The sequence below is a fragment of the Micromonospora sp. NPDC005686 genome, assembly GCF_042871665.1.
Classification (GTDB): Bacteria; Actinomycetota; Actinomycetes; order Mycobacteriales; family Micromonosporaceae; genus Micromonospora.
This window is the reverse complement of the sequence record NZ_JBIAIY010000001.1, coordinates 13,681-32,615: the sequence shown is the minus strand read 5'-3', so window position 1 is coordinate 32,615 and position 18,935 is coordinate 13,681. Positions and strand designations below refer to the sequence as shown.

Genomic DNA, 18,935 nt, shown 5'->3' with positions numbered 1-18,935 from the left:
GACGAACCGGGCTCAGCCGCGGACCACCAGCAGCGGGACGGTCATCTCGGCGGCGGTGTCCGCGCCGTGGTACGCCACCAGCCGCGACGCCATCGGCGGTTCGGAGCGGGTGGCGACCACCGCGTACGTGTCCCGGCAGACCACCACCACGTCGCCGATCCGGGTCAGGTGCGCCTCGGGCACCGGCCCGAACCAGCCGGTCGCCACCGCCTCGGCCCGGGTCAGCACCTGCGCGGCCGGGCCCAGCACCTCGGTCCAGGCGGCCGTCACGTCGGCCTCGGCGCCCGGCTCGACGTGCAGGTAGCGGACCCGGGGCTCACCGGCGACCACCCGTACCCCGGCCCGCAGCCGGGGGTCGGTGTCCAGGTCGATCCGGTGCCCGGCGGGCACGTCGAGCTGGCCGTGGTCGGCGGTGACCAGCAGCGCGGCGTCCGGCGGCAGCCCGTCGACGAGCCGGGCCAGCAGTGCGTCCACGTCGGCTGCGGCGGTCCGCCAGGGTGCGGAGTCCACGCCGCTGAGGTGCCCGTGCCGGTCCAGGTCGGGGTGGTAGCCGGAGACGAGCGTGGGCCCGTCCCCGGCGGCCAGCGCCGCCAGCATCCGGGCGGCGAGCGCGTCGACGCCCGCCGCGCCCCGGTAGTCGCCGCCCCGGTTGGCGGCGAGCGTCAGGCCGCTGCCGGCGAACTCGGGGCGGCTGACGACTGTGACAGCGACCCCGGCGGCGCGGGCTCGCTGGTACCAGGTGGGCACCGGCTGCCAGCTCGCCGGGTCCGGGTCGCCGGCCCAGTCGACGTGGTTGAGCACCCGGTCGGTGCCGGGCACCCGGACCGTGAAGCCGAGTACGCCGTGTGCGCCGGACGGGGTGCCGGTGCCGAGGCTGACCAGGCTGGTCGGCGTGGTGGACGGGAAGCCGGTGGTGATCGGCCGGCCGACGGTGGCGGCCAGGCCGGCGAGCGTCGGGGCGTACGGGGCGGCGACGGGGATCTGGTACCAGCCGAGGCCGTCGACGAGCAGCACCGCGATCCGGCGTACCCCGGTCAGGCCCGGGGCCAGGCCGAGCCGGTCGGCCGCGCCCGGTACGTCGAGCAACGCCAGCGCGCTGGGCAGCACGTCGGTCAGGGCGTCACCGTCGTAGCGCGGCGCCACCCGGTCCAGCGGGCCGGGATCCGGGACGGGCGTCGGATCGGGAGCCGGACCGGTCATGCCGGACGGCGGGCGAACAGGTGCAGCTGGGCGGCGAGGTCGCGGTACGGGGACCGGGCGGCCAGGGCGCGCTCCAGCTCCACCAGGGCGGCCTGCTGTCCGTCGGCCACCGCGGCCGGCAGCAGGTCGGCGAGCACCCGTACCCCGTGGATCTCCTCCACGACGAGGCCGGCGGCGGTGAGCAGGGCGCTCGCGTCGGCGGCGTCGTAGCGGCGGCGCAGCGTGTCCCGGCCGCCGGTGGTGCCGTTCGGGTCGGCGGCGAGCGCGGCGGCGGCGTCCAGTTGCCCGTTCATCGCCCGGCCGAGCACGGCGGCGGCCCGGCCGGCGACGAGCACGCTCGCCGCGCCACCCGGACGCAACGCGGCGACCAACGCGGACATCACCGGTTCCGGCTCGTCGACCACCTCGAGGACGGAGTGGCAGAGCACCAGGTCGACGGTGGCCGGTTCGACGAGTCCGGTGAGGGCGTCGGCGTCGCCCTGCGTCGCGCGTACCCGATCGGCGACCCCGGCCTCGGCGGCCCGGCGGGTCAGCGCGGCGAGCGCGTCGGGGCTGGCGTCGACCACCGTGACCTGGTGACCGGCCTCGGCGAGCGGGACGGCGAAGCCGCCGGTCCCGCCGCCGACGTCGAGCACGGAGAGTCGTTCGCCGGCCCGCCGGTCCAGCTCGGCCCGGAGCACCGACCAGATGACGGCGGTGCGGGGGGTGAGGGTTCGGATCTGCTCCACGCGCCGAGCCTAGTCACCCCCCGGCCCGGGTTCAGGACTCGCCGCCTCCGGCGGGGTCGTCCTCGGCGCGGGAGCGCTGGTTGTTTGCCACCGGGCCGTCGGTCACCTGGTATTCCCGCGGCTCGGCCTCGTGGGTGGGCGCCCAGTCGGCACCGAGGCGGGTCCGCCGGGCATTGGCTACGCCACTGGCGTTCGTGCGGTGAAAGGTCATCGGTTCATCCCCCATACCTCGGGTGGGCCACTCTGCCCACCCGCGTCGGGAGTCTCCCGTCTCCGGCTCGGAGAAACCGTAATGTGGATCACTCCATCAACGGAAATCCCTGGATGCCGGTGTGACGGGGGGCTCGATCGAGTCCAGCCGGTCCGCGGTGAGGTTCGTGACGCCCTCGTGCCGCTGCAGCCGGCCCCGCACCACGAGTGCTCCGCTGGTACGGGCGATTCGACGGTATCTCTGCCACAGCCCCGGGGAGCAAGTGACATTCAGCATCCCGGTCTCGTCCTCCAGGTTGAGGAACGTGACGCCGCCGGCGGTCGCCGGGCGCTGCCGGTGGGTGACGATCCCGCCGACCCGGATCCGCTGCCCGGGCGGCACCTGGCCGAGCCGGGCGATCGGCACCGCGCCCAGCGCGTCGAGGCGATCCCTGATGAACCGCGCCGGGTGGCTCTCCGGGGACAGGCCGGTGGCCCAGACGTCGGCGACCAGGCGGTCCACCGCGGCCATGCCGGGCAGGGTGGGCGGGTCCGCGCCGGTCACCGTGCCGGGCAGCCGGCCGGGCCGGTCCTGGGCCGCCGCGCCGGCGGCCCAGAGGGCCTGCCGCCGGGTCAGCCCGAAACAGGCGAAGGCATCGGCGGTGGCCAGGGCCTCCAGCTGCGCGGCGGTGAGACCGACGCGGCGGGCCAGGTCCGGCATGTCCCGGTACGGCCCGTGCGCCGCCCGCTCCGCCTCGATCCGCTCGGCCACGTCCTCGCCGAGGGTACGGACGCTGCCCAGCCCGAGCCGTACCGCCGGGCCGCCCAGTCCCCAGGCGTGCGGCGGCTCTCCGGGCACGCTGCCCCACCTGGTTTCCGCCGTGGATTCCAGCACCGCCTTGGCGCCGCTGGCGTTGATGTCCGGCCGGCGCACCTCGACGCCGTGCCGGCGGGCGTCGTCGGCGAGCGTCTGCGGCGAGTAGAAGCCCATCGGCTGGGCGTTCAGCAGCGCGGCCAGGAACGGGCCCGGGTGGTAGCGCTTGAGCCACGAGCTGGCGTACACCAGATAGGCGAAGCTCATCGCGTGGCTCTCCGGGAAGCCGTAGCTGGCGAACGCGGTGAGCTTGCGGTAGACGTCGTCGGCCAGCTCGCCGCTGATGCCCCGCTCGGCCATCCCGGCGTAGAGCCGGTCGGCGATCTGCGCCATCCGCTCCACCGAGCGCTTCGCCCCCATGGCCCGGCGCAACTGGTCGGCGCCGGCCGCGTCGAACCCGGCCAGGTCGATGGCGAGCTGCATGAGCTGCTCCTGGAACAGCGGCACGCCCAGCGTCTTCTCCAGCGCGTTGCGCATCAGCGGGTGCGCGTACGTGACCGGCTCCTGGCCGTTCTTGCGCCGGATGTACGGGTGCACCGAGCCGCCCTGGATCGGGCCGGGCCGGATCAGCGCCACCTCCACCACCAGGTCGTAGAACTCGCGCGGCTTGAGCCGGGGCAGAGTGGCCATCTGGGCGCGGCTCTCCACCTGGAACACGCCCACCGAGTCGGCCCGGCAGAGCATGTCGTAGACCTCGGGGTCGTCCAGGTCCATGTCGCCCAGGTCGAGGCGGGACCCGATCAGGTCGTAGCCGTAGTGCAGCGCCGACAGCATGCCGAGGCCGAGCAGGTCGAACTTGACCAGGCCGACGGCGGCGCAGTCGTCCTTGTCCCACTGGAGCACGCTGCGCCCGGGCATCCGGCCCCACTCCACCGGGCACACCTCGATCACCGGCCGGTCGCAGATCACCATGCCGCCGGAGTGGATGCCCAGGTGCCGGGGGAACGTCTGGAGTTCGTTCGCGTACGCGACCACCTGCTCCGGGATGTCCGCCACGTCGACCGCGGCGACCGAGCCCCACCTGTCGATCTGCTTGCTCCAGGCGTCCTGCTGGCCGGGCGAGAAACCGAACGCCTTCGCCACGTCCCGCACCGCCGACCGGGGCCGGTACGAGATGACGTTGGCGACCTGGGCGGTGTGCTCCCGGCCGTAGCGGGCGTAGACGTGCTGGATCACCTCCTCCCGGCGGTCGGACTCGATGTCCACGTCGATGTCGGGCGGGCCGTCGCGTTCCGGGGCGAGGAACCGCTCGAACAGCAGCCGGTGCCGGACCGCGTCCACGTTGGTGATGCGCAGCGCGTAGCAGACCGCCGAGTTGGCCGCCGATCCCCGGCCCTGGCAGTAGATGTCCTGCGCGCGGCAGAACGCGACGATGTCGTAGACCACCAGGAAGTAGCCGGGGAAACCGAGGTCGGAGATCATCCGCAGCTCGTGTTCCAGTTGCGCGTACGCCTCCGGGTGCGCCTCGGGCGGCCCGTAGCGCTCGCGGGCGCCGTCCATGGTCAGCCGGCGCAGCCAGCTCATCTCGGTGTGCCCGGGCGGCACCGGGTACGCCGGCAGCCTCGGCGCCACGAGCTGAAGGTCGAAGGCGAGTTCCGCGCCGTACTCGGCGGCCCGCGCCACCGCGCCCGGGTACGCGGCGAACCGCGCCGCCATCTCCGCGCCGCTGCGCAGGTGGGCGGTGGCCGCGGCGGGCAGCCAGCCGTCGATCTCGTCGAGGCTGCGCCGGGCCCGGACCGCTGCCACGGTGGTGGCCAGCCGACGCCGGCCCGGGGTGGCGTAGTGCACATTGTTCGTGGCGACCGTGGGCAGCCCGGCCGTGGCGGCCAGCTCGGCGAGCGCGTCGTTGCGGTCGGCGTCGACCGGGTGGCCGTGGTCGGTCAGCTCCACCGCCACCGTCTCCGCGCCGAACAACGCGGTGAGCCGGTCCAGCTCCCGGGCCGCCGCGTCGACGCCCTCGGTGAGCAGCGCCGCGGGCACGTGCCCCTTGCGGCAGCCGGTGAGCACCAGCACGTGGTCGCGCAGCTCGGCGGCGATCTCCTCCAGCTCGCCGTAGACCGGGCGGCCCTTCTCCCCGCCGCGCAGCTGGGCCCGGGAGATGGTGGCGGCCAGACGCGCGTACCCCTCGTGGCCGTGCGCGAGCACCAGCAGGTGCCGGCCGAGCGGGTCGGGTTCGCCGTTCTGCGGGCCGGGCAGCCCGAGGGACAGTTCCGCGCCGAAGATCGTCGGCAGCCGCAGCGCGCGGGCCGCCTCGGCGAAGCGCACCACGCCGTAGAAGCCGTCGTGGTCGGTGACGGCGAGCGCGGTCAGCCCGAGCCGGGCCGCCTCCTCGGCCAGCTCCTCCGGGTGGCTGGCCCCGTCGAGGAAGCTGAAGTTGGAGTGCGCGTGCAGCTCCGCGTAGGGCACGACGCCGTCCGGGCGGACCAGCTCCGGCGACCGGTATTCCTGGCGCTTGCGGCTCCACGCCGGTGAGTCGCCGCCGTCGGCGTCGACCGCGAGCGGGTCGACCACGTGCAGGTGCCGCTCGCCCTTGGCCCGCCCGGAGAGCACCTGCTCCAGCTTCGACCACGGCATCTTCGGGTTGTGGAAGCTCATCCCGCGCTCCCCCGGCGCTCAGTCATAGATCGCCTCCACCAGCCACTGCCCGCCCTCGACCGCGAGCAGCAGCGCGGCGCCGTCGGCCAGGCACACCTGGAACCGGGCCCGGCGGCACGCCTCGGCCGGCGCCCACCAGCGCTCGTCCACCGGCCACGGCCCGGCCCAGCCGGTGATCTCGGCCGGGCGCCCGTCACCGACCGTCAACCGGGCCGGCGCCGCGCTGACCGTCAGCCGCGCGCTCACCACGACCGGCTCCCCGGCCGCGTCGCGCACGTCGGCCGGCAACGGGGCGGGCAGCACCACGGCCGGTGACGGTGGCGGGATCCGGCCCGGCCACGGCGGCGCGGCCACCGCCCGGCCCCGCCCGGTCCGCCGCCCCGCACCACCCCCAGCGGGTACGACGGCCGGGGACGCCGGTGCCGGTGGCGGTGCGGCGGGCGGCAGGGGTGGCGGACCGGGGCGCGCGGGCACCCGCTCGTCGCCCCACGGGACCAGGCGCACCTGGTCGGCCGGGGAACGTCCGCCGCCGAGCACGGCGGTGACCACCGCCTCGGGGCCGAGGATGCCCTGCACCCGGTTCAGCGCGCGGTGCGCCCGCTCCCGCTCCTCTCCGGTCTCCCCCCACAGCCCGGGTTGCAGGCCCGCCTGGGCGAGCACCCCGTCGGGCACCAGCCGCAAGCGGACGATCCCGGCGGTGGGCCGGACCGGACGCGTCCCGCCCCGGCCGTTGCTGCCGGAGAGCCAGCCGTCGAGCTGCCAGCGGACCCGGTCGGCGATGGCCGCGGCGGTGAGCAGGCCATCGTGCCGCCAGACCCGGTGCAGTTCCTGGCCGTGCGCGGTGACCGCCTCGATGCCGAGGCGGGTGCAGGCCAGCCCGTAGCCGGCCAGCCGCTCGTGCAGCCGCTCGGCGAGCGTGCGGGCGGCGAACGCGGCCGCGTCGACCCGGTCGATCGGCTCGTCGTGGTCGGCGGTGACGGTCAGGTCGGCGGGCGGCTGCCGGACCGCCAGCGGACGGTCGTCCCGGCCGGCGGCGAGCCGGTGCGCCAGCGCCCCGTCGAAGCCGAACCGGGCCAGCACGTCCCCGGCCGGCAGCGCCGCGAAGTCGCCGAGCGTGCGTACGCCGAGCCGGCGCAGCAGGTCGGCCAGGGCGGGCCGGCCGAGCGCCTCGACCGGGCGGCCGGCCAGGAACTCGCGGGTGCCGCCGGGGGGCACGATCCGCCCCTCCCGGGCGGCCAGCCCGGCCGCGAACACCCCGTCGGCGATGCCGGCCTGGCTCTCCACCGCGCAACTCTGCGCGACGTGCTCCACGATCCGCTCGGCCGCCGCCTCCTCGCCGCCGAGGTAGCGGCTCGGCCCCCGGGCCGCCGTGGCGCAGACGCCGGGCCGGATCACCTCGACGCCGGCGACCACCTCCTCCACGGCGGCCACCACCGGCTCGAACGCGCGCACGTCCCGGGCGGGGTCGTGGTCGACCACTGTGAGGTGCGGGCAGCGCCCCTGCGCCTCGCGGCGGCGCAGCCCGCGCCGGATCCCCTCGGCGCGGGCCCGCTCGGAGCAGGCGATCACCCGGTTGGCGTGCAGCACCACGACCGGGTCGGTGGCGGGCACCCCGTCGACGATCTCGGCGGCGAGGACCGGCCAGTCCGGGCACCAGAGCAGCAGCGTCCGCTGCGGTACGCCGCTCACGCCGGACCGGCAGCGGCGAGCGTGCGGGCGGGTGGGGCGACCACGTGCAGCCGGCGCAACGGCGCGGCGGACGGGGCGCCGAGCCCGACCGAGTGGGGGATCACCCGGGTCAGCTCGTCGCCGGGCAACCACACCTTGATCTCCTTGGGGCGGGCGGCCGCGCCCCGGCCCCGGGCCGAGACGGTCACCTCGCGGCGGCGCAGCCGCCCGCGACCGGGGCCGAGCCCCTGCCAGACGCCCCGGACCACCTGGAGCGTGACGTCCGCGCCGTCCCACCTGCCGTACGGGACGAGCACGCTTCCGCGCTGCCGGGCGCGGGCGGCCAGCCGGGTCGCGACCGAGGCGGAGACGGTGGCCGGCACGGCGGTGACCACCACGTCGACCCCGTCGATGAGCGCGGCGACCACTGTGGGCCACTCCGGCCCGGGGTCGGGCACCAGGGCCAGCCGGTCCAGGGCGATGCCCGCCTCGGCCGCCGCGCCGGCCCCGAAGGTGGGTACGCCGACCACCGCGCACCACGAGCCGGCCCGGGACGCCTCGGCGAGCAGCGCGAGGATCAGCGAGGTGGCGCCGCTGCGCCGGGGCCGGCCGGCGCCGACCGCTACGGTGCTGCCACGCCGCAGGCCGCGGTTGGGCAGCAGCCCGGTCAGCTCGGCCCGGACGGGCAGTACCCGGTGGCCGCCGGCCGGGTCGGGCGTGCTCGCCGGACGGACCAGGTCGGCCAGGGCGGCGGAACCGACCACCATGCGGCCCGCCATCGGACCAACCCCCCGTCGTGTTTCGCCACGGGCCTCACCCGTGGATGGTGCTGTGGATCGTGTCGTGCGCGGCACGCGTGTGCCGGGGCGTGGCGCCCGGCCACCCGGAGTCCCGCCGGTGGTGGCCGGGCGCCACGAATCAGGCGGCTGCTGCTCCGGGCCGGGGCGGGGTGTCGGAGACGCCGCGCCGCAGCGGGCGGGGCAGGCCGTCGAGCACCGGCTGGTGGGCCTGTCCGAGCGCGGTCTCCACCACCGTCACGAACTCCTCGGCGGCGCGCAGCAGGTCGTCGGCCTCCCGGGCGGTCACCACGCGGGGGATGCCGGCCTCGGCGGCGGCCCGCTTGCTCGCGCCGGCGGCGAAGTAGGCGGCCCACTCGTCCAGTTCGGGGGCGACGGTGGCGAGCAGCACCCAGACGCTGGTGATCCGGTTCCGGCGGGTGGGCGCGGGGCGGGCGCGGGCGGCGAGCACGGCGGCGGCGGCGCGCAGCGCCGCGAGGTGGGCGGCGGCGTACCGGAGGCCGTCGGGACGGGTGCGGGCGGCCTCGGCCAGCCCGTCGCGGGCCACCGCGAGCAACTGGGTGGGGGTGCGGTGCGGCAGCACGTGCGCGGGCACCGTGGGCGCCTGGGCCGGACTGGTCGGCATGGGTCTCTCCTCCGCGTGTGGCCGGGGCGGGCGCTCGGGCGACGGGGAACGTCGCCCGGTCGCCCGGAGCGGTCGGTGCGGAGGAAGACGCACCTTGTGGCGGCCGGCCGGATGTGGACGCTTCCCCACACCCACACCCGGCCGGCGTGCCGGCGGGTCCGTCGTCCGCCGCCCGGGGGTCGTGGGCGGCGGACGACGACCTGCCTGACGGGCCCGGACTCGCGACTGTCCGAGACCCGGTGCGGCCCGCGGTGCCGCACCTCCCGGAAGCCGGTGCCGCGAAACACCGCTTCCGGAGCGTTCGACGGGTGCGCGACCGGCTCGGATCAGGCCGGGCCAGCCGGGGAGCTGAGCCGCTTGCCGTTGAACCGAATCAAACTGCGAGCCGAATCGAACACTCGTTCTAACTACCCTGACAGTACACCTCCCCACCGACGAAAACGCAACGTGTGACGCGCCGCGACGCACGGGAGGACAACGGCCCCCGGCGGGCCCGCGCGCGGGTGGGGGAAGAATGGGGGGATGCAGCCACACCCGAACGTGCAGGCGGTGCAGCGCGCGCTCGACGAGGCGGGCGCGCGGAACGGATCGGGCGAGGCCAGCCTGGTCCGACTGCTGCCCGACGCGGTGCACACCGCCGCCGCGGCGGCCGAGGCGCTCGGCGTCGCCGCCGGCGCCATCGCCAACTCGCTGATCTTCGACGCGGACGACGCGCCGCTGCTGGTGCTCACCTCCGGCGCGCACCGGGTGGACACCGCGGGGCTGGCCGCCACGCTGGGCGTGACCCACCTGCGCCGGGCCACCCCGGAGTTCGTCAAGCGGCACACCGGGCAGGTGATCGGCGGCGTCGCCCCGGTCGGCCACCCCGCGCCGCTGCGCACCGTCGTGGACACCGCGCTGGCCGGGTACGACGAGGTGTGGGCGGCCGGCGGCGTGCCCCGGGCGGTGTTCCCCACCACGTACGCGGAACTGCTGCGGATCACCACCGGCACCCCGGCCGAGGTGGCGTGAACCCCGAACTCGTCACGCTGCACGTGTGGCGTGTGCCCCGGCGGGCCGTACCCGGTGTGCTGACCCGGATGGCCACCCACCCGGCCCGGCTGCGCCGGCTACCCGGCGTCCGCTTCGCCAAGCTGCTCGGCACCGGGACCGGCACCGGCTTCGGCCCCGGCGACGCCGACCTGACCCGGTGGGCCGCGCTCGTGGTCTGGGACTCCCCCGCCGACGCGGCCGGCTTCGACGCCTCCCCGGTCGCCCGCTCCTGGGCCCGGATCGCCCGCGCCGCGGTACGGGTGGACCTGCGCCCGCTGACCAGCCGCGGCCGATGGTCCGGCCGGGAGCCGTTCGGCACGCCGTCCGGCGGGCGGGTCACCGGGCCGGTGCTGGCGCTGACCCGGGCCCGGCTGCGGGCCCGGCGGGCGGCCACGTTCTGGCGCGCGATCCCACCGGTCGCCGGCGCGCTGCACACCTCGCCCGGCCTGCTCGCCCGGTTCGGCGTCGGCGAGGCGCCGCTGGGCTGGCAGGGCACGGTGAGCGTGTGGCGCGACCCGGCGGACCTCGTCGCGTTCGCGTACCGTTCCCCGGAGCACCGCGCCGCGATCACCCGCACCCCCACCGAGGGCTGGTACGCGGAGGAGCTGTTCGCGCGGTTCGCGGTGGGCGACGTGGTCGGCGACCGTACGGTGCTCGGCTGGGCCGCCGAGGGCGGCCCGGAGACGGTGAGAGGGCGCTCATGAGGCTGGTGCGGTGGACCCCGGACGACCTGGTCCGGCGGCTGGACGACGTGGTGGCCGTCTACGGCGAGGCGATGGGCTACCGGCCCGATCTGCTGGAGGCCCGCCGCGGCTACATCGCCACCCACGTACGCCGCCCCGGCTTCCGCGCCGTCGCCAGCCTGACCAACGAGGGACACCTGGCCGGTTTCGGGTACGGCTACCGGGGCGCCACCGGGCAGTGGTGGCACGACCAGGTGCACCGGGCGCTGAACGCGCAGGCCCGGCAGCGCTGGCTGACCCACCCGTTCGAGGTGGTGGAGCTGCACGTTCGCCCGCCCGCGCAGGGGCACGGCCTGGGCGCCCGCCAGTTGCGCGCGCTGCTCGCCGTGGCCGAGGGCGACACCACGCTGCTCTCCACCCCGGAGGCCGACGAGGAGAAGTCCCGGGCCTGGCGGCTGTACCGCCGGTTCGGCTTCGTCGACGTCCTGCGCCACTTCCACTTCCCCGGCGACGAGCGGCCGTTCGGCGTGCTCGGCCGGGACCTGCCGCTGCCCCCGCCGGACGCCCCGTGAGCGCGAGGAGTGAGCCGGGCCTGCGAGCCCCGCAGTCGCGAACGAAAGAGGGCACCGTGAGCGCTCGGCTGCCCTGGGCGCTGCTGGCCGTGCTGGTGCTCGCCCAGATCTGCTATCCGCTCACCGGCGGCGCGACCCGGGCCGGGCTCACGGTGGCCACGGTGGTGCTCGGCTGGCTGCTCTCGGTCGGCCACGCGCTGCTCACCCGGGGCGCCCGTACCGCCGCCGCGCTCGTCGCGGTCGTCACCGGCGGCGGGTTCGCGGTGGAGGCGATCGGCGTGGCCACCGGGTTCCCGTTCGGCACCTACGACTACTCCGGGGAGCTGGGCCCGAAGCTGGCCGGGGTGCCGCTGATCATCCCGCTCGCCTGGACCTGGATGGCCTGGCCGGCATGGCTCACCGCGGTCCGGCTGGTCCGCTCCCGGGTCGCGCGAATCGCGCTCTCGGCCGTCGGGCTGGCCGCCTGGGACCTGTTCCTCGACCCGCAGATGGTGGCCGAGGGCTACTGGACCTGGCGCGACGCCACCCCGGCGCTGCCCGGGCTGCCCGGCATCCCGGTCAGCAACTACCTGGGCTGGCTGGGCTTCGCTGTGCTGCTGGCCGTCGCGCTGCGCCCGCTCGCCGGGCCGTCGGTGGACCGGGTCGACGGCCGGGACGCCCCGATGTTCGCGCTCTACCTCTGGACGTACGCCTCCAGCGTGCTGGCGCACGCGGTGTTCCTGCGGCTGCCGGCGTCGGCGCTGTGGGGCGCGGCCGGCATGGCGGTGGCGGCGGTGCCGCTGGCGGTGACGCTGTGGCGGGCCCGCCGGGACCGGGCCGCCGAGCCGGCGCCGGCGCCGCGCGTCGACGCCCCGGCATGATCGCCGCCCTCGCGCTGGCCGTGGCGGTCGCCGCGCTCACCGCGCACACGCTCGTCAACGCGCTCGCCTGGCTGCGCCGCCCGGCCACCGGCCCGGCCGAGGTGACCGAGCCGGTGGCGGTGCTGCTGCCGCTGCGCGACGAGGCCGAGCGGGTCACCCCGTGCCTGCGCGCGCTGCTGGCCCAGCGCGGGGTGCCGGACCTGCGGATCGTGGTGCTCGACGACGGTTCCACCGACGGCACCGCCGACGTGGTCCGCGCGGTGGCCGGTGACGATCCCCGGGTCACGCTGCTCACCGGCGTCGCCCCGCCGCCGGACTGGCTGGGCAAGCCGCACGCCTGCTGGCAGCTCGCCACCCGGACCGCCCCGGAGCCGACGGTGCTGGCCTTCGTCGACGCGGACGTGGTGCTCACCCCGTACGCGGTGGCGGCGGCGGTCACCGAGTTGCGCGCGGCCGACGCGGCGCTGCTGTCGCCGTACCCCCGGATCGTGGTGCGGACGGCGGCCGACCGGCTGGTGCAGCCGCTGTTGCAGTGGTTGTGGCTGACGTTCCTGCCGCTGCGCGCGATGGAACGCTCGCGGCGGCCCTCGCTGGCCGCTGCGGGCGGGCAGTTCCTGGTCGTGGACCGGGCCGGCTACCTGCGGGCCGGCGGGCACGCGGCGGTGGCCGACAAGGTGCTGGAGGACATCGAGCTGGCCCGGGCGGTGAAACGGGCCGGCGGGCGGATCGCGCTGGCCGACGGATCCAAGCTGGCGTCCTGCCGGATGTACGACACCTGGCCGCAGCTGCGCGACGGCTACACCAAGTCGCTGTGGGCGACGTTCGGGCATCCCACCGCCGCGGCGGCCGTGCTGGCGCTGCTGTTCGCGCTCTACGTCGCGCCGCCGCTGCTGGCCGTCGGGGCGCTGCTCGCGGGCGCACCGGCGGTGGCGGCCGTGGCGTTCCTGGCCTACCTGGCCGGTGTCGCCGGGCGGGTGGTCAGCGCCCGCGCCACCGGCGGACGGGCGTGGCCCGACGCGCTGGGCCACCCCGTGTCGGTCGTGGTCCTCGGTTGGCTGACCGTCCGGTCGTACCATCTGCGGAAGCGGCGCCGGCTCACCTGGCGGGGTCGCCCGGTCACCTAGGAGGGGCACGCCATGGCGCGCATCGTGGTCATCGGCGCCGGGGTGGGCGGGCTCGCCGCCGCCGCCCGGCTCGCGGTCACCGGGCACGAGGTCACCGTCCTCGAACGGGCCGGCACGGTCGGGGGCAAGCTCGGCCGGTACACCCACCACACCCCGGAGGGGGTGTGGCACTTCGACACCGGGCCGAGTCTGTTCACCCTGCCGCAGGTCTTCCACGACCTGTTCGAGGCGACCGGGGCGAAGCTCGACGAATATCTGGACCTGGTCCCGCTGGACCCGATCGTGCGGCACGTCTTCCCCGGCGGCGGGCCCACTCTCGACTCCTGCGCCGACCCGGACGAGTTCGCCGCCCGGATCGGCGCCGCCTTCGGCGACCGGTCCGCCGCCGACTGGCGCGGCCTGTGGCGGCGCGCCGACCGGGTGTGGGCGGCCTCACACCGGGACATCCTGCGCCGTACCGTCGACTCGCCCCGCGACCTGGCCGCGCTGGCCTGGCGGCTGGGCGACCTGGCCGCCATCGGCCCCGGCCGGAGCCTGCGCGGGCTGGGCCGCCGCCACCTGTCCGACCCGCGGCTGCGGATGCTGCTGGACCGGTACGCCACGTACACCGGCGCCGACCCGCGCCGCGCCCCGGCCGCGCTCGTCGCCGTCCCCTACGCCGAGCTGGCGTACGGCGGCTGGTACCTGCGCGGCGGGCTGGGCACGCTCGCCGACGCGCTGCTGTCGCGCTGTCTGGACCTGGGCGTGGTGGTGCGCACCGACGCCGCTGTCACCCGGATCGACGCCGCGGGCGGGCGGGTGCACGGGGTACGCGTGGCCGGGTCGGCCGTGCCGGTACCCGCCGACGTGGTGGTGGCCAACGTCGACGCGCTCACCGTCTACCGGGACCTGCTGCCCGACCCGCGCCGGCTGGCCGCGCTCACCGACCGCAGCCTGGCCGGGTTCGTGCTGCTGCTGGGCGTACGCGGCGACTCCGGGCTGGCCCACCACACCGTCTTCTTCCCCCGCGACTACGACGCCGAGTTCGACGCCGTGTTCGGTGACCCGGGTCGCGGGGTGCGGGCCCGCCCGGCGCCCGACCCGACCGTGTTCGTCACCGCCGCCGACGACCCGGCGGTCCGCCCGGACGGCCACGAGGCGTGGTTCGTGCTCGTCAACGCGCCCCGGCACGGCACCGCCCCGAGCGCCGTGGACTGGCGGCGGCCCGGCCTGGCCGAGGCGTACGCGGACCGGATCCTCGACGTGCTGGCCGAGCGCGGCGCCGACGTGCGGGACCGGCTGGTGTTCCGGGAGATCCGCACCCCGGCCGACCTGGACGCGGCCACCGGCGCGCCCGGTGGGGCGATCTACGGCACCGCGGGCGGGCTGCTGCGCCCGGCCAACCGGGGTCCGGCGGCCGGGCTCTGGCTGGTCGGCGGTTCCAGCCACCCGGGCGGCGGGCTGCCCATGGTGACGCTGTCCGCGGAGATCGTCGCCGAGGCGGTCGGCCCGGCCTGGTGAGGGGGCCCTTTCTTGACACCCGCTGACCACCGCGCGGGCGCGGTGGTCAGCCGGCGTCGACCAGGGCGCGGCGGACGGCGGAGAGCAACTGGCCGAGGCCGAATCCGGCCAGCAGCACCCAGACCGTGGTGGCCATGGTGATGGTGCCGGCGGTCAGGTCGACGTCGATCAGGCCGGTGAGCCCGGCGACCAGCAGCCCGACCAGGGCCACGGAGACCCGGGTCGGCCGTTCCCCCAGCGTCACCGCGCCGATCTCCCGCATCCCGGCCGAGACCGCCCGCGCCCGTACGTACTCGTGCAGCCAGGACAGGCCGCCGGCCGCGGCCACCAGCGCGCCCGGCGCCCCGAGCAGCCAGAACGCGATCAGCCAGGCCACCTCGCCGAGCCGGTCGGCGACCGAGTCGTACACGTAGCCCAGCCGGGTGGTGCGGCCGGTGGCCACCGCCACCGCGCCGTCGACGCTGTCGGCCACCGCCGCCAGCAGCACGAACAACGCGCCCAGGAACGGTCCGTCGCCGGGCCGGTCCACAAGCAGCGGTACGCAGAAGCAGAGCAGCACCCCGAACACGGTCACCGGGGTCGGGCCGACGCGCAGCCGGCCCAGCACGTAGCCCACGTGGTAGGCGAAGCGCAGCCAGGCGCGCACCACCGGCGCGGCGGTACGCGGATCGAAGCCGCCGTGCAGCCGTGCCCATGCCGTCGCGTACTGGTCCCAGTTCAGCTGTGTGCCCACCACGGATCAACCGTAGAAGCACGGCGCGGGTGTCGTGTGGCCGGTGGTCACACCCGTGCCGCGTCGCGCAGCCGCTGCCACACCTCGCGGGTGGCCGTGGACCGGTTGAGCGTGATGAAGTGGATCCCCGGCACACCCTCGTCGAGCAGCTTCTCGCACATCTCGCTCGCCTGCTCGACGCCGAGGCGGCGGACCGCCTCCGGGTCGTCGGCCACCCGCTCGAATCGCTGCGCCAGCGCCGGCGGGAACGGCGCGCCGGACAACTGCACCGACCGTTCGATGGTGCCGATCTGGGTCACCGGCATCACCCCGGCCAGGATCGGCGTGTCGCAGCCGGCCGCGGCCACCCGGTCACGCAGCCGCAGGTAGTCGTCGGCGTCGAAGAACATCTGGGTGATCGCGAACTCCGCGCCGGCCCGGCACTTGCGGACGAAGTGCGCGGTGTCGCTCGCCACGTCCGGCGAGCGCGGGTGCTTGTACGGGAAGGCGGCCACGCCGACGCTGAAGTCGCCGCTGTCGCGGACCAGCCGGACCAGGTCCTCGGCGTACCGGACGCCCTCGGGGTGGGCGATCCACTCGCCGCCCGGGTCGCCCGGCGGGTCACCCCGCACGGCCAGCACGTTGCGCACCCCGGCCGAGGCGAGTCGGCCGATCACGTGCCGCAGCTCGGCGACGGAGTGGTTCACCGCCGTCAGGTGCGCCATCGGCAGCAGCGTCGTCTCGGTGGCGATCCGCTCGGTCACCGCAACGGTGGTGTCGCGGGTCGAGCCGCCCGCGCCGTAGGTGATCGACACGAACGAGGGACGCAGCGACTCCAGCTCGCGGATGGCCTGCCAGAGCAGCTTCTCCCCGGCCGGGGTCTTCGGCGGGAAGAACTCGAAGGAGAAGGTGGGCCGGCCGTCACGGATCAGCTCCCCGATGGCCGGCTGGGGATTGGGAAGGACCGAGGGAAGACCGAGCGCCACGGACCGACTGTAACCGGGACGGCACGCCGTACCGGAAATCTTCCCAGCCCGCGAACACCTGCCCGGCCCGTCGTCGTACCCCCGGGGTAGAACTACGGCAGCGCGGAGGGGCCGCCGGCGGCCGTCCCGGGGGCCCGCGCGGGGGTCGTCACGACGGTGACGTGCCGGCGCCACCACCTGGCCGGGCGTCCACGTCGCCATCCGCGCCGTCGCCTCCGGAGGTTTCCGATGATCCCGTCCCCGCCGCCCGGCCCGCGCCTGCTCGGGCCGCTGCTGGCCCAGTTGCGGGCCGCCCGTGGCTGGAGCCAGCAGCGGATGGCCGCCGAACTCTCCGCCGCCTCGGGTGTGCCCACGCTGACCCGGCACGAGGTGTCCCGCTGGGAACGCCAGCTCCGGCTTCCCGGCGACTTCTGGTCGGCCTGGCTGGCGACCGTCCTCGGGGTGCCGGGTGAGCTGATCGCCGAGGCCGCCGCCCGCAGCCGTCGGCTGGGCGTGGCGCCCGCGGCGGTGGACCCGGCCGGGTCCCGCGCCCGGCTGGCCCTGCTCACGCTCGCGTACCGCTGGGCCGCCGACCCGGACGGCCGCACGCTGGCCGGTCCGTTCGCCGGGCCCGGGGCGGACGGCGAACCGGGGACGTCCGAGCCGGACGACGCCCGCCACACCGGGGACGGGTGGCACCCGGCGGACGGGGTGACGCTGGCCACGCTGCGGCGCTGGGACGACCTGCTCGGCGGCGGGGACCTCGCCGGGCACGGCGCCCGCCGGCTGCGGCGGGCGGTCCGCGGCTACCGTCGCGCCGGGCCCGCCGGCCGGCGCGCGATGCTCCCCGCGCTCGCCGAGTCGGCGCAGCTCGCCGGCTGGCTGGCCGCCGACGCGGGCGACCTCGGCGGGGGCCTGGTCGCGTACCGGCTGGCGCTGCGGGCGGCGGTGGCCGCCGGGGAGCCGCCGCTGGCCGCGCACGTGCTCGCGTCCGCCAGTCACCTGCTGGCCGGCGCCGGCGACCCGGCCGGCGCGCTGGTCCTGGCCCGGATCGGGTACGCCGCCGGCCGCGCCACCGCCTCGCCCGGCCTGCGGGCGCTGCTGCTGCACCGGGTCGCGCTCGCCGCCGCGCTCGCCGGGCGTCCCCGCGCCGCCGGGCGGGCGCTGGCCGGGGCGGATCGGGCCGGTACGCCGGAGCCCGGCCGGGAGCCGCCCTGGCTCTACTGGCTCGACGCGGCCGAGCTGGCGGCGATGACCGGTCGCACGCTCGTCGCGCAGGGCCGTCCGGCCGCCGCCGTGCCACTGCTGACGCCGGTGGTGGGCGCGCGTGACCGTCCACGCCGGGCCGCCGTGTACGGCGCCTGGCTGGCCCGAGGGCACCTGGGCCTGGGTGCGGTGCCCGAGGCGTGCGCGGTGGCCGGCGAGGCGCTGCTCGACGCGGTCCGGTCCGGCTCCCCCCGGGCCGTCGGCCAGCTCACCGCGTTCCGCCGCGGCCTGGCGCACGCCGCGCCCGGTCCGGCCACCCGGGGGTACGCGCGACTGCTCACGGCGGCCCGCCCGTACCTGCCGGCCGGCGTGCCGCGCCACCGGCGGGACCGTCCGGGCCGGTGAGCCACGAGGCACGCCGGGACGCCGGGCGCGGTGATATCGGGTGTGAACCGCTAGCGTCGTGGCGTGACCGACGCTGCTCCCGTATCCCCCGTCGACCGTGCCGGCCTGCGCCAACGGATCGACAAGGCGCTCACCGAGTTCCTCGCCGGCCAGCGCGGCTGGCTGACCGCCGTCGACGACGGCCTGCTGCCGGTCGCCGAGGCCATCGAGGCGTTCGTGCTCGGCGGCGGCAAGCGGCTACGCCCGGCGTTCGGCTACTGGGGTTACCGGGGCGCCGGCGGGGTAGACTCCGACCAGGTGGTCGCCACCCTTGCCGCGCTGGAGTTCGTGCAGGCCAGCGCGCTCATCCACGACGACCTGATGGACCGGTCGGACACCCGGCGCGGCGAGCCGGCGATGCACAGGCGGTTCGCCGCCCGGCACCGCGCGGCCGGTTGGGGCGGCGACGCGGACTCCTTCGGCGACGCCGCCGCGATCCTGCTGGGCGACCTCTGCCTGGTCTGGTCCGACGAGCTGCTGCACTCCTCGGGCCTGCCGCCGGCCATCGTGGCCCGGGCCCGGCCGGTCTTCGACGAGATGCGCACCGAGGTGACCGTCGGGCAGTACCTGGACGTGCTGACCCAGGCCACCGGGGACACCTCGCTGGACCGGGCCGCCAAGGTGGCCCGGTACAAGTCGGCCAAGTACACGGTCGAGCGCCCGCTGCTGCTCGGCGCCGCGCTGGCCGGCGCGCCGGCCGAGGTGCACGCCGCCTACTCGGCGTACGGGCTGCCGCTGGGTGAGGCGTTCCAGCTCCGCGACGACGTGCTGGGGGTGTTCGGCGACCCGGAGCGCACCGGCAAGCCGGCCGGCGACGACCTGCGCGAGGGCAAGCGGACGTATCTGGTGGCGGCGGCCCTGGAGAAGCTCGACCCGGCCGGCCGGGAGGCGCTGCTGGCCGGGCTCGGCGTACCGGACCTGGACGCGGCCGGGGTGGACCGGCTGCGCGAGCTGATCACCACGAGCGGCGCGCTGGAGCGGGCCGAACGGCACATCACCGCGCTCACCGAGAGCGCCCTGGCCGCGCTCACCGCTGTCGACCTGGACACCGAGGCGCACCAGGCCCTGGTCGACCTCGCCATAGCCGCCACCCGCCGCCCCGCCTGAGGCTGAGGCTGACCTCTGGGCGTCGATCATGAGGTTGGCGGCGAAGTCGATCTC

Annotated in this window: 17 protein-coding genes; 8 read left to right on the top strand and 9 right to left on the bottom strand. The window is 76.6% G+C overall.

Annotated features, from left to right (window positions below):
• Positions 1-12: 12 nt before the first annotated feature.
• From ACFYON_RS00160 to ACFYON_RS00130, 7 genes are all read right to left on the bottom strand, one after another.
• A complete protein-coding gene (locus ACFYON_RS00160) occupies positions 13-1,200 on the bottom strand; it encodes an alkaline phosphatase family protein (RefSeq protein ID WP_387189853.1) in 1,188 nt (395 codons plus the stop codon).
• Positions 1,197-1,928, bottom strand: a complete 732-nt coding sequence (locus ACFYON_RS00155; RefSeq protein ID WP_354870115.1) for a methyltransferase domain-containing protein — start codon at positions 1,926-1,928, stop codon at positions 1,197-1,199. Before ACFYON_RS00155 ends, ACFYON_RS00160 begins: the two co-directional genes overlap by 4 nt.
• A gap of 31 nt (positions 1,929-1,959) precedes the next feature.
• On the bottom strand, positions 1,960-2,139 hold the full coding sequence (locus ACFYON_RS00150) for a hypothetical protein (RefSeq protein ID WP_355015114.1): 180 nt from the start codon (positions 2,137-2,139) through the stop codon (positions 1,960-1,962).
• Positions 2,140-2,235: 96 nt separating this feature from the next.
• Positions 2,236-5,586 (bottom strand): error-prone DNA polymerase, encoded by a 3,351-nt coding sequence (locus tag ACFYON_RS00145; RefSeq protein WP_354870109.1) that lies wholly within the window; start codon positions 5,584-5,586, stop codon positions 2,236-2,238.
• 18 nt (positions 5,587-5,604) lie between these two features.
• Positions 5,605-7,275 carry a DNA polymerase Y family protein gene (locus ACFYON_RS00140; protein WP_387320407.1) on the bottom strand — a complete coding sequence of 557 codons (1,671 nt, stop codon included), beginning with the start codon at positions 7,273-7,275 and terminating at the stop codon, positions 5,605-5,607.
• Entirely contained in the window at positions 7,272-8,033 is a 762-nt protein-coding gene (locus tag ACFYON_RS00135; protein WP_354870104.1) for a hypothetical protein, read from the bottom strand. Before ACFYON_RS00135 ends, ACFYON_RS00140 begins: the two co-directional genes overlap by 4 nt.
• Before the next feature lie 139 nt (positions 8,034-8,172).
• Complete coding sequence (locus ACFYON_RS00130; RefSeq protein WP_354870103.1) at positions 8,173-8,676, bottom strand: SAV_6107 family HEPN domain-containing protein; 504 nt, start codon at positions 8,674-8,676, stop codon at positions 8,173-8,175.
• A gap of 522 nt (positions 8,677-9,198) precedes the next feature.
• Between ACFYON_RS00130 and ACFYON_RS00125 the strand changes: the two genes are divergently transcribed.
• Genes ACFYON_RS00125 through ACFYON_RS00100 form a run of 6 tightly spaced genes read left to right on the top strand, consistent with a single transcriptional unit; the run spans position 9,199 to position 14,447 of the window.
• Positions 9,199-9,687, top strand: coding sequence for a YbaK/EbsC family protein (locus tag ACFYON_RS00125; protein ID WP_354870101.1), 489 nt, complete (start codon positions 9,199-9,201; stop codon positions 9,685-9,687).
• A complete protein-coding gene (locus ACFYON_RS00120; RefSeq protein ID WP_354870098.1) occupies positions 9,684-10,412 on the top strand; it encodes a monooxygenase in 729 nt (242 codons plus the stop codon). The genes ACFYON_RS00125 and ACFYON_RS00120 overlap by 4 nt, the downstream gene beginning before the upstream one ends.
• On the top strand, positions 10,409-10,963 hold the full coding sequence (locus tag ACFYON_RS00115) for a GNAT family N-acetyltransferase (RefSeq protein WP_354870095.1): 555 nt from the start codon (positions 10,409-10,411) through the stop codon (positions 10,961-10,963). The genes ACFYON_RS00120 and ACFYON_RS00115 overlap by 4 nt, the downstream gene beginning before the upstream one ends.
• Before the next feature lie 56 nt (positions 10,964-11,019).
• Positions 11,020-11,823, top strand: coding sequence for a carotenoid biosynthesis protein (locus ACFYON_RS00110; RefSeq protein ID WP_354870092.1), 804 nt, complete (start codon positions 11,020-11,022; stop codon positions 11,821-11,823).
• Positions 11,820-12,947 (top strand): glycosyltransferase family A protein, encoded by a 1,128-nt coding sequence (locus tag ACFYON_RS00105; RefSeq protein ID WP_354870091.1) that lies wholly within the window; start codon positions 11,820-11,822, stop codon positions 12,945-12,947. Before ACFYON_RS00110 ends, ACFYON_RS00105 begins: the two co-directional genes overlap by 4 nt.
• 12 nt (positions 12,948-12,959) lie before the next feature.
• Positions 12,960-14,447 (top strand): phytoene desaturase family protein, encoded by a 1,488-nt coding sequence (locus tag ACFYON_RS00100; RefSeq protein ID WP_354870089.1) that lies wholly within the window; start codon positions 12,960-12,962, stop codon positions 14,445-14,447.
• Positions 14,448-14,493: 46 nt separating this feature from the next.
• Here ACFYON_RS00100 and ACFYON_RS00095 read toward each other — a convergent pair whose 3' ends face one another.
• Both ACFYON_RS00095 and metF read right to left on the bottom strand, forming a co-directional pair.
• A complete protein-coding gene (locus ACFYON_RS00095; RefSeq protein ID WP_354870086.1) occupies positions 14,494-15,183 on the bottom strand; it encodes a CDP-alcohol phosphatidyltransferase family protein in 690 nt (229 codons plus the stop codon).
• A 44-nt stretch (positions 15,184-15,227) separates the two neighbouring features.
• Positions 15,228-16,145 carry a methylenetetrahydrofolate reductase [NAD(P)H] gene (gene metF, locus ACFYON_RS00090; protein WP_354870083.1) on the bottom strand — a complete coding sequence of 306 codons (918 nt, stop codon included), beginning with the start codon at positions 16,143-16,145 and terminating at the stop codon, positions 15,228-15,230.
• A 228-nt stretch (positions 16,146-16,373) separates the two neighbouring features.
• Between metF and ACFYON_RS00085 the strand changes: the two genes are divergently transcribed.
• Positions 16,374-17,735 (top strand): helix-turn-helix domain-containing protein, encoded by a 1,362-nt coding sequence (locus ACFYON_RS00085; protein ID WP_387189865.1) that lies wholly within the window; start codon positions 16,374-16,376, stop codon positions 17,733-17,735.
• 63 nt (positions 17,736-17,798) lie between these two features.
• Positions 17,799-18,881, top strand: a complete 1,083-nt coding sequence (locus ACFYON_RS00080) for a polyprenyl synthetase family protein (protein WP_354870077.1) — start codon at positions 17,799-17,801, stop codon at positions 18,879-18,881.
• The last annotated feature ends 54 nt before the right edge of the window (positions 18,882-18,935 follow it).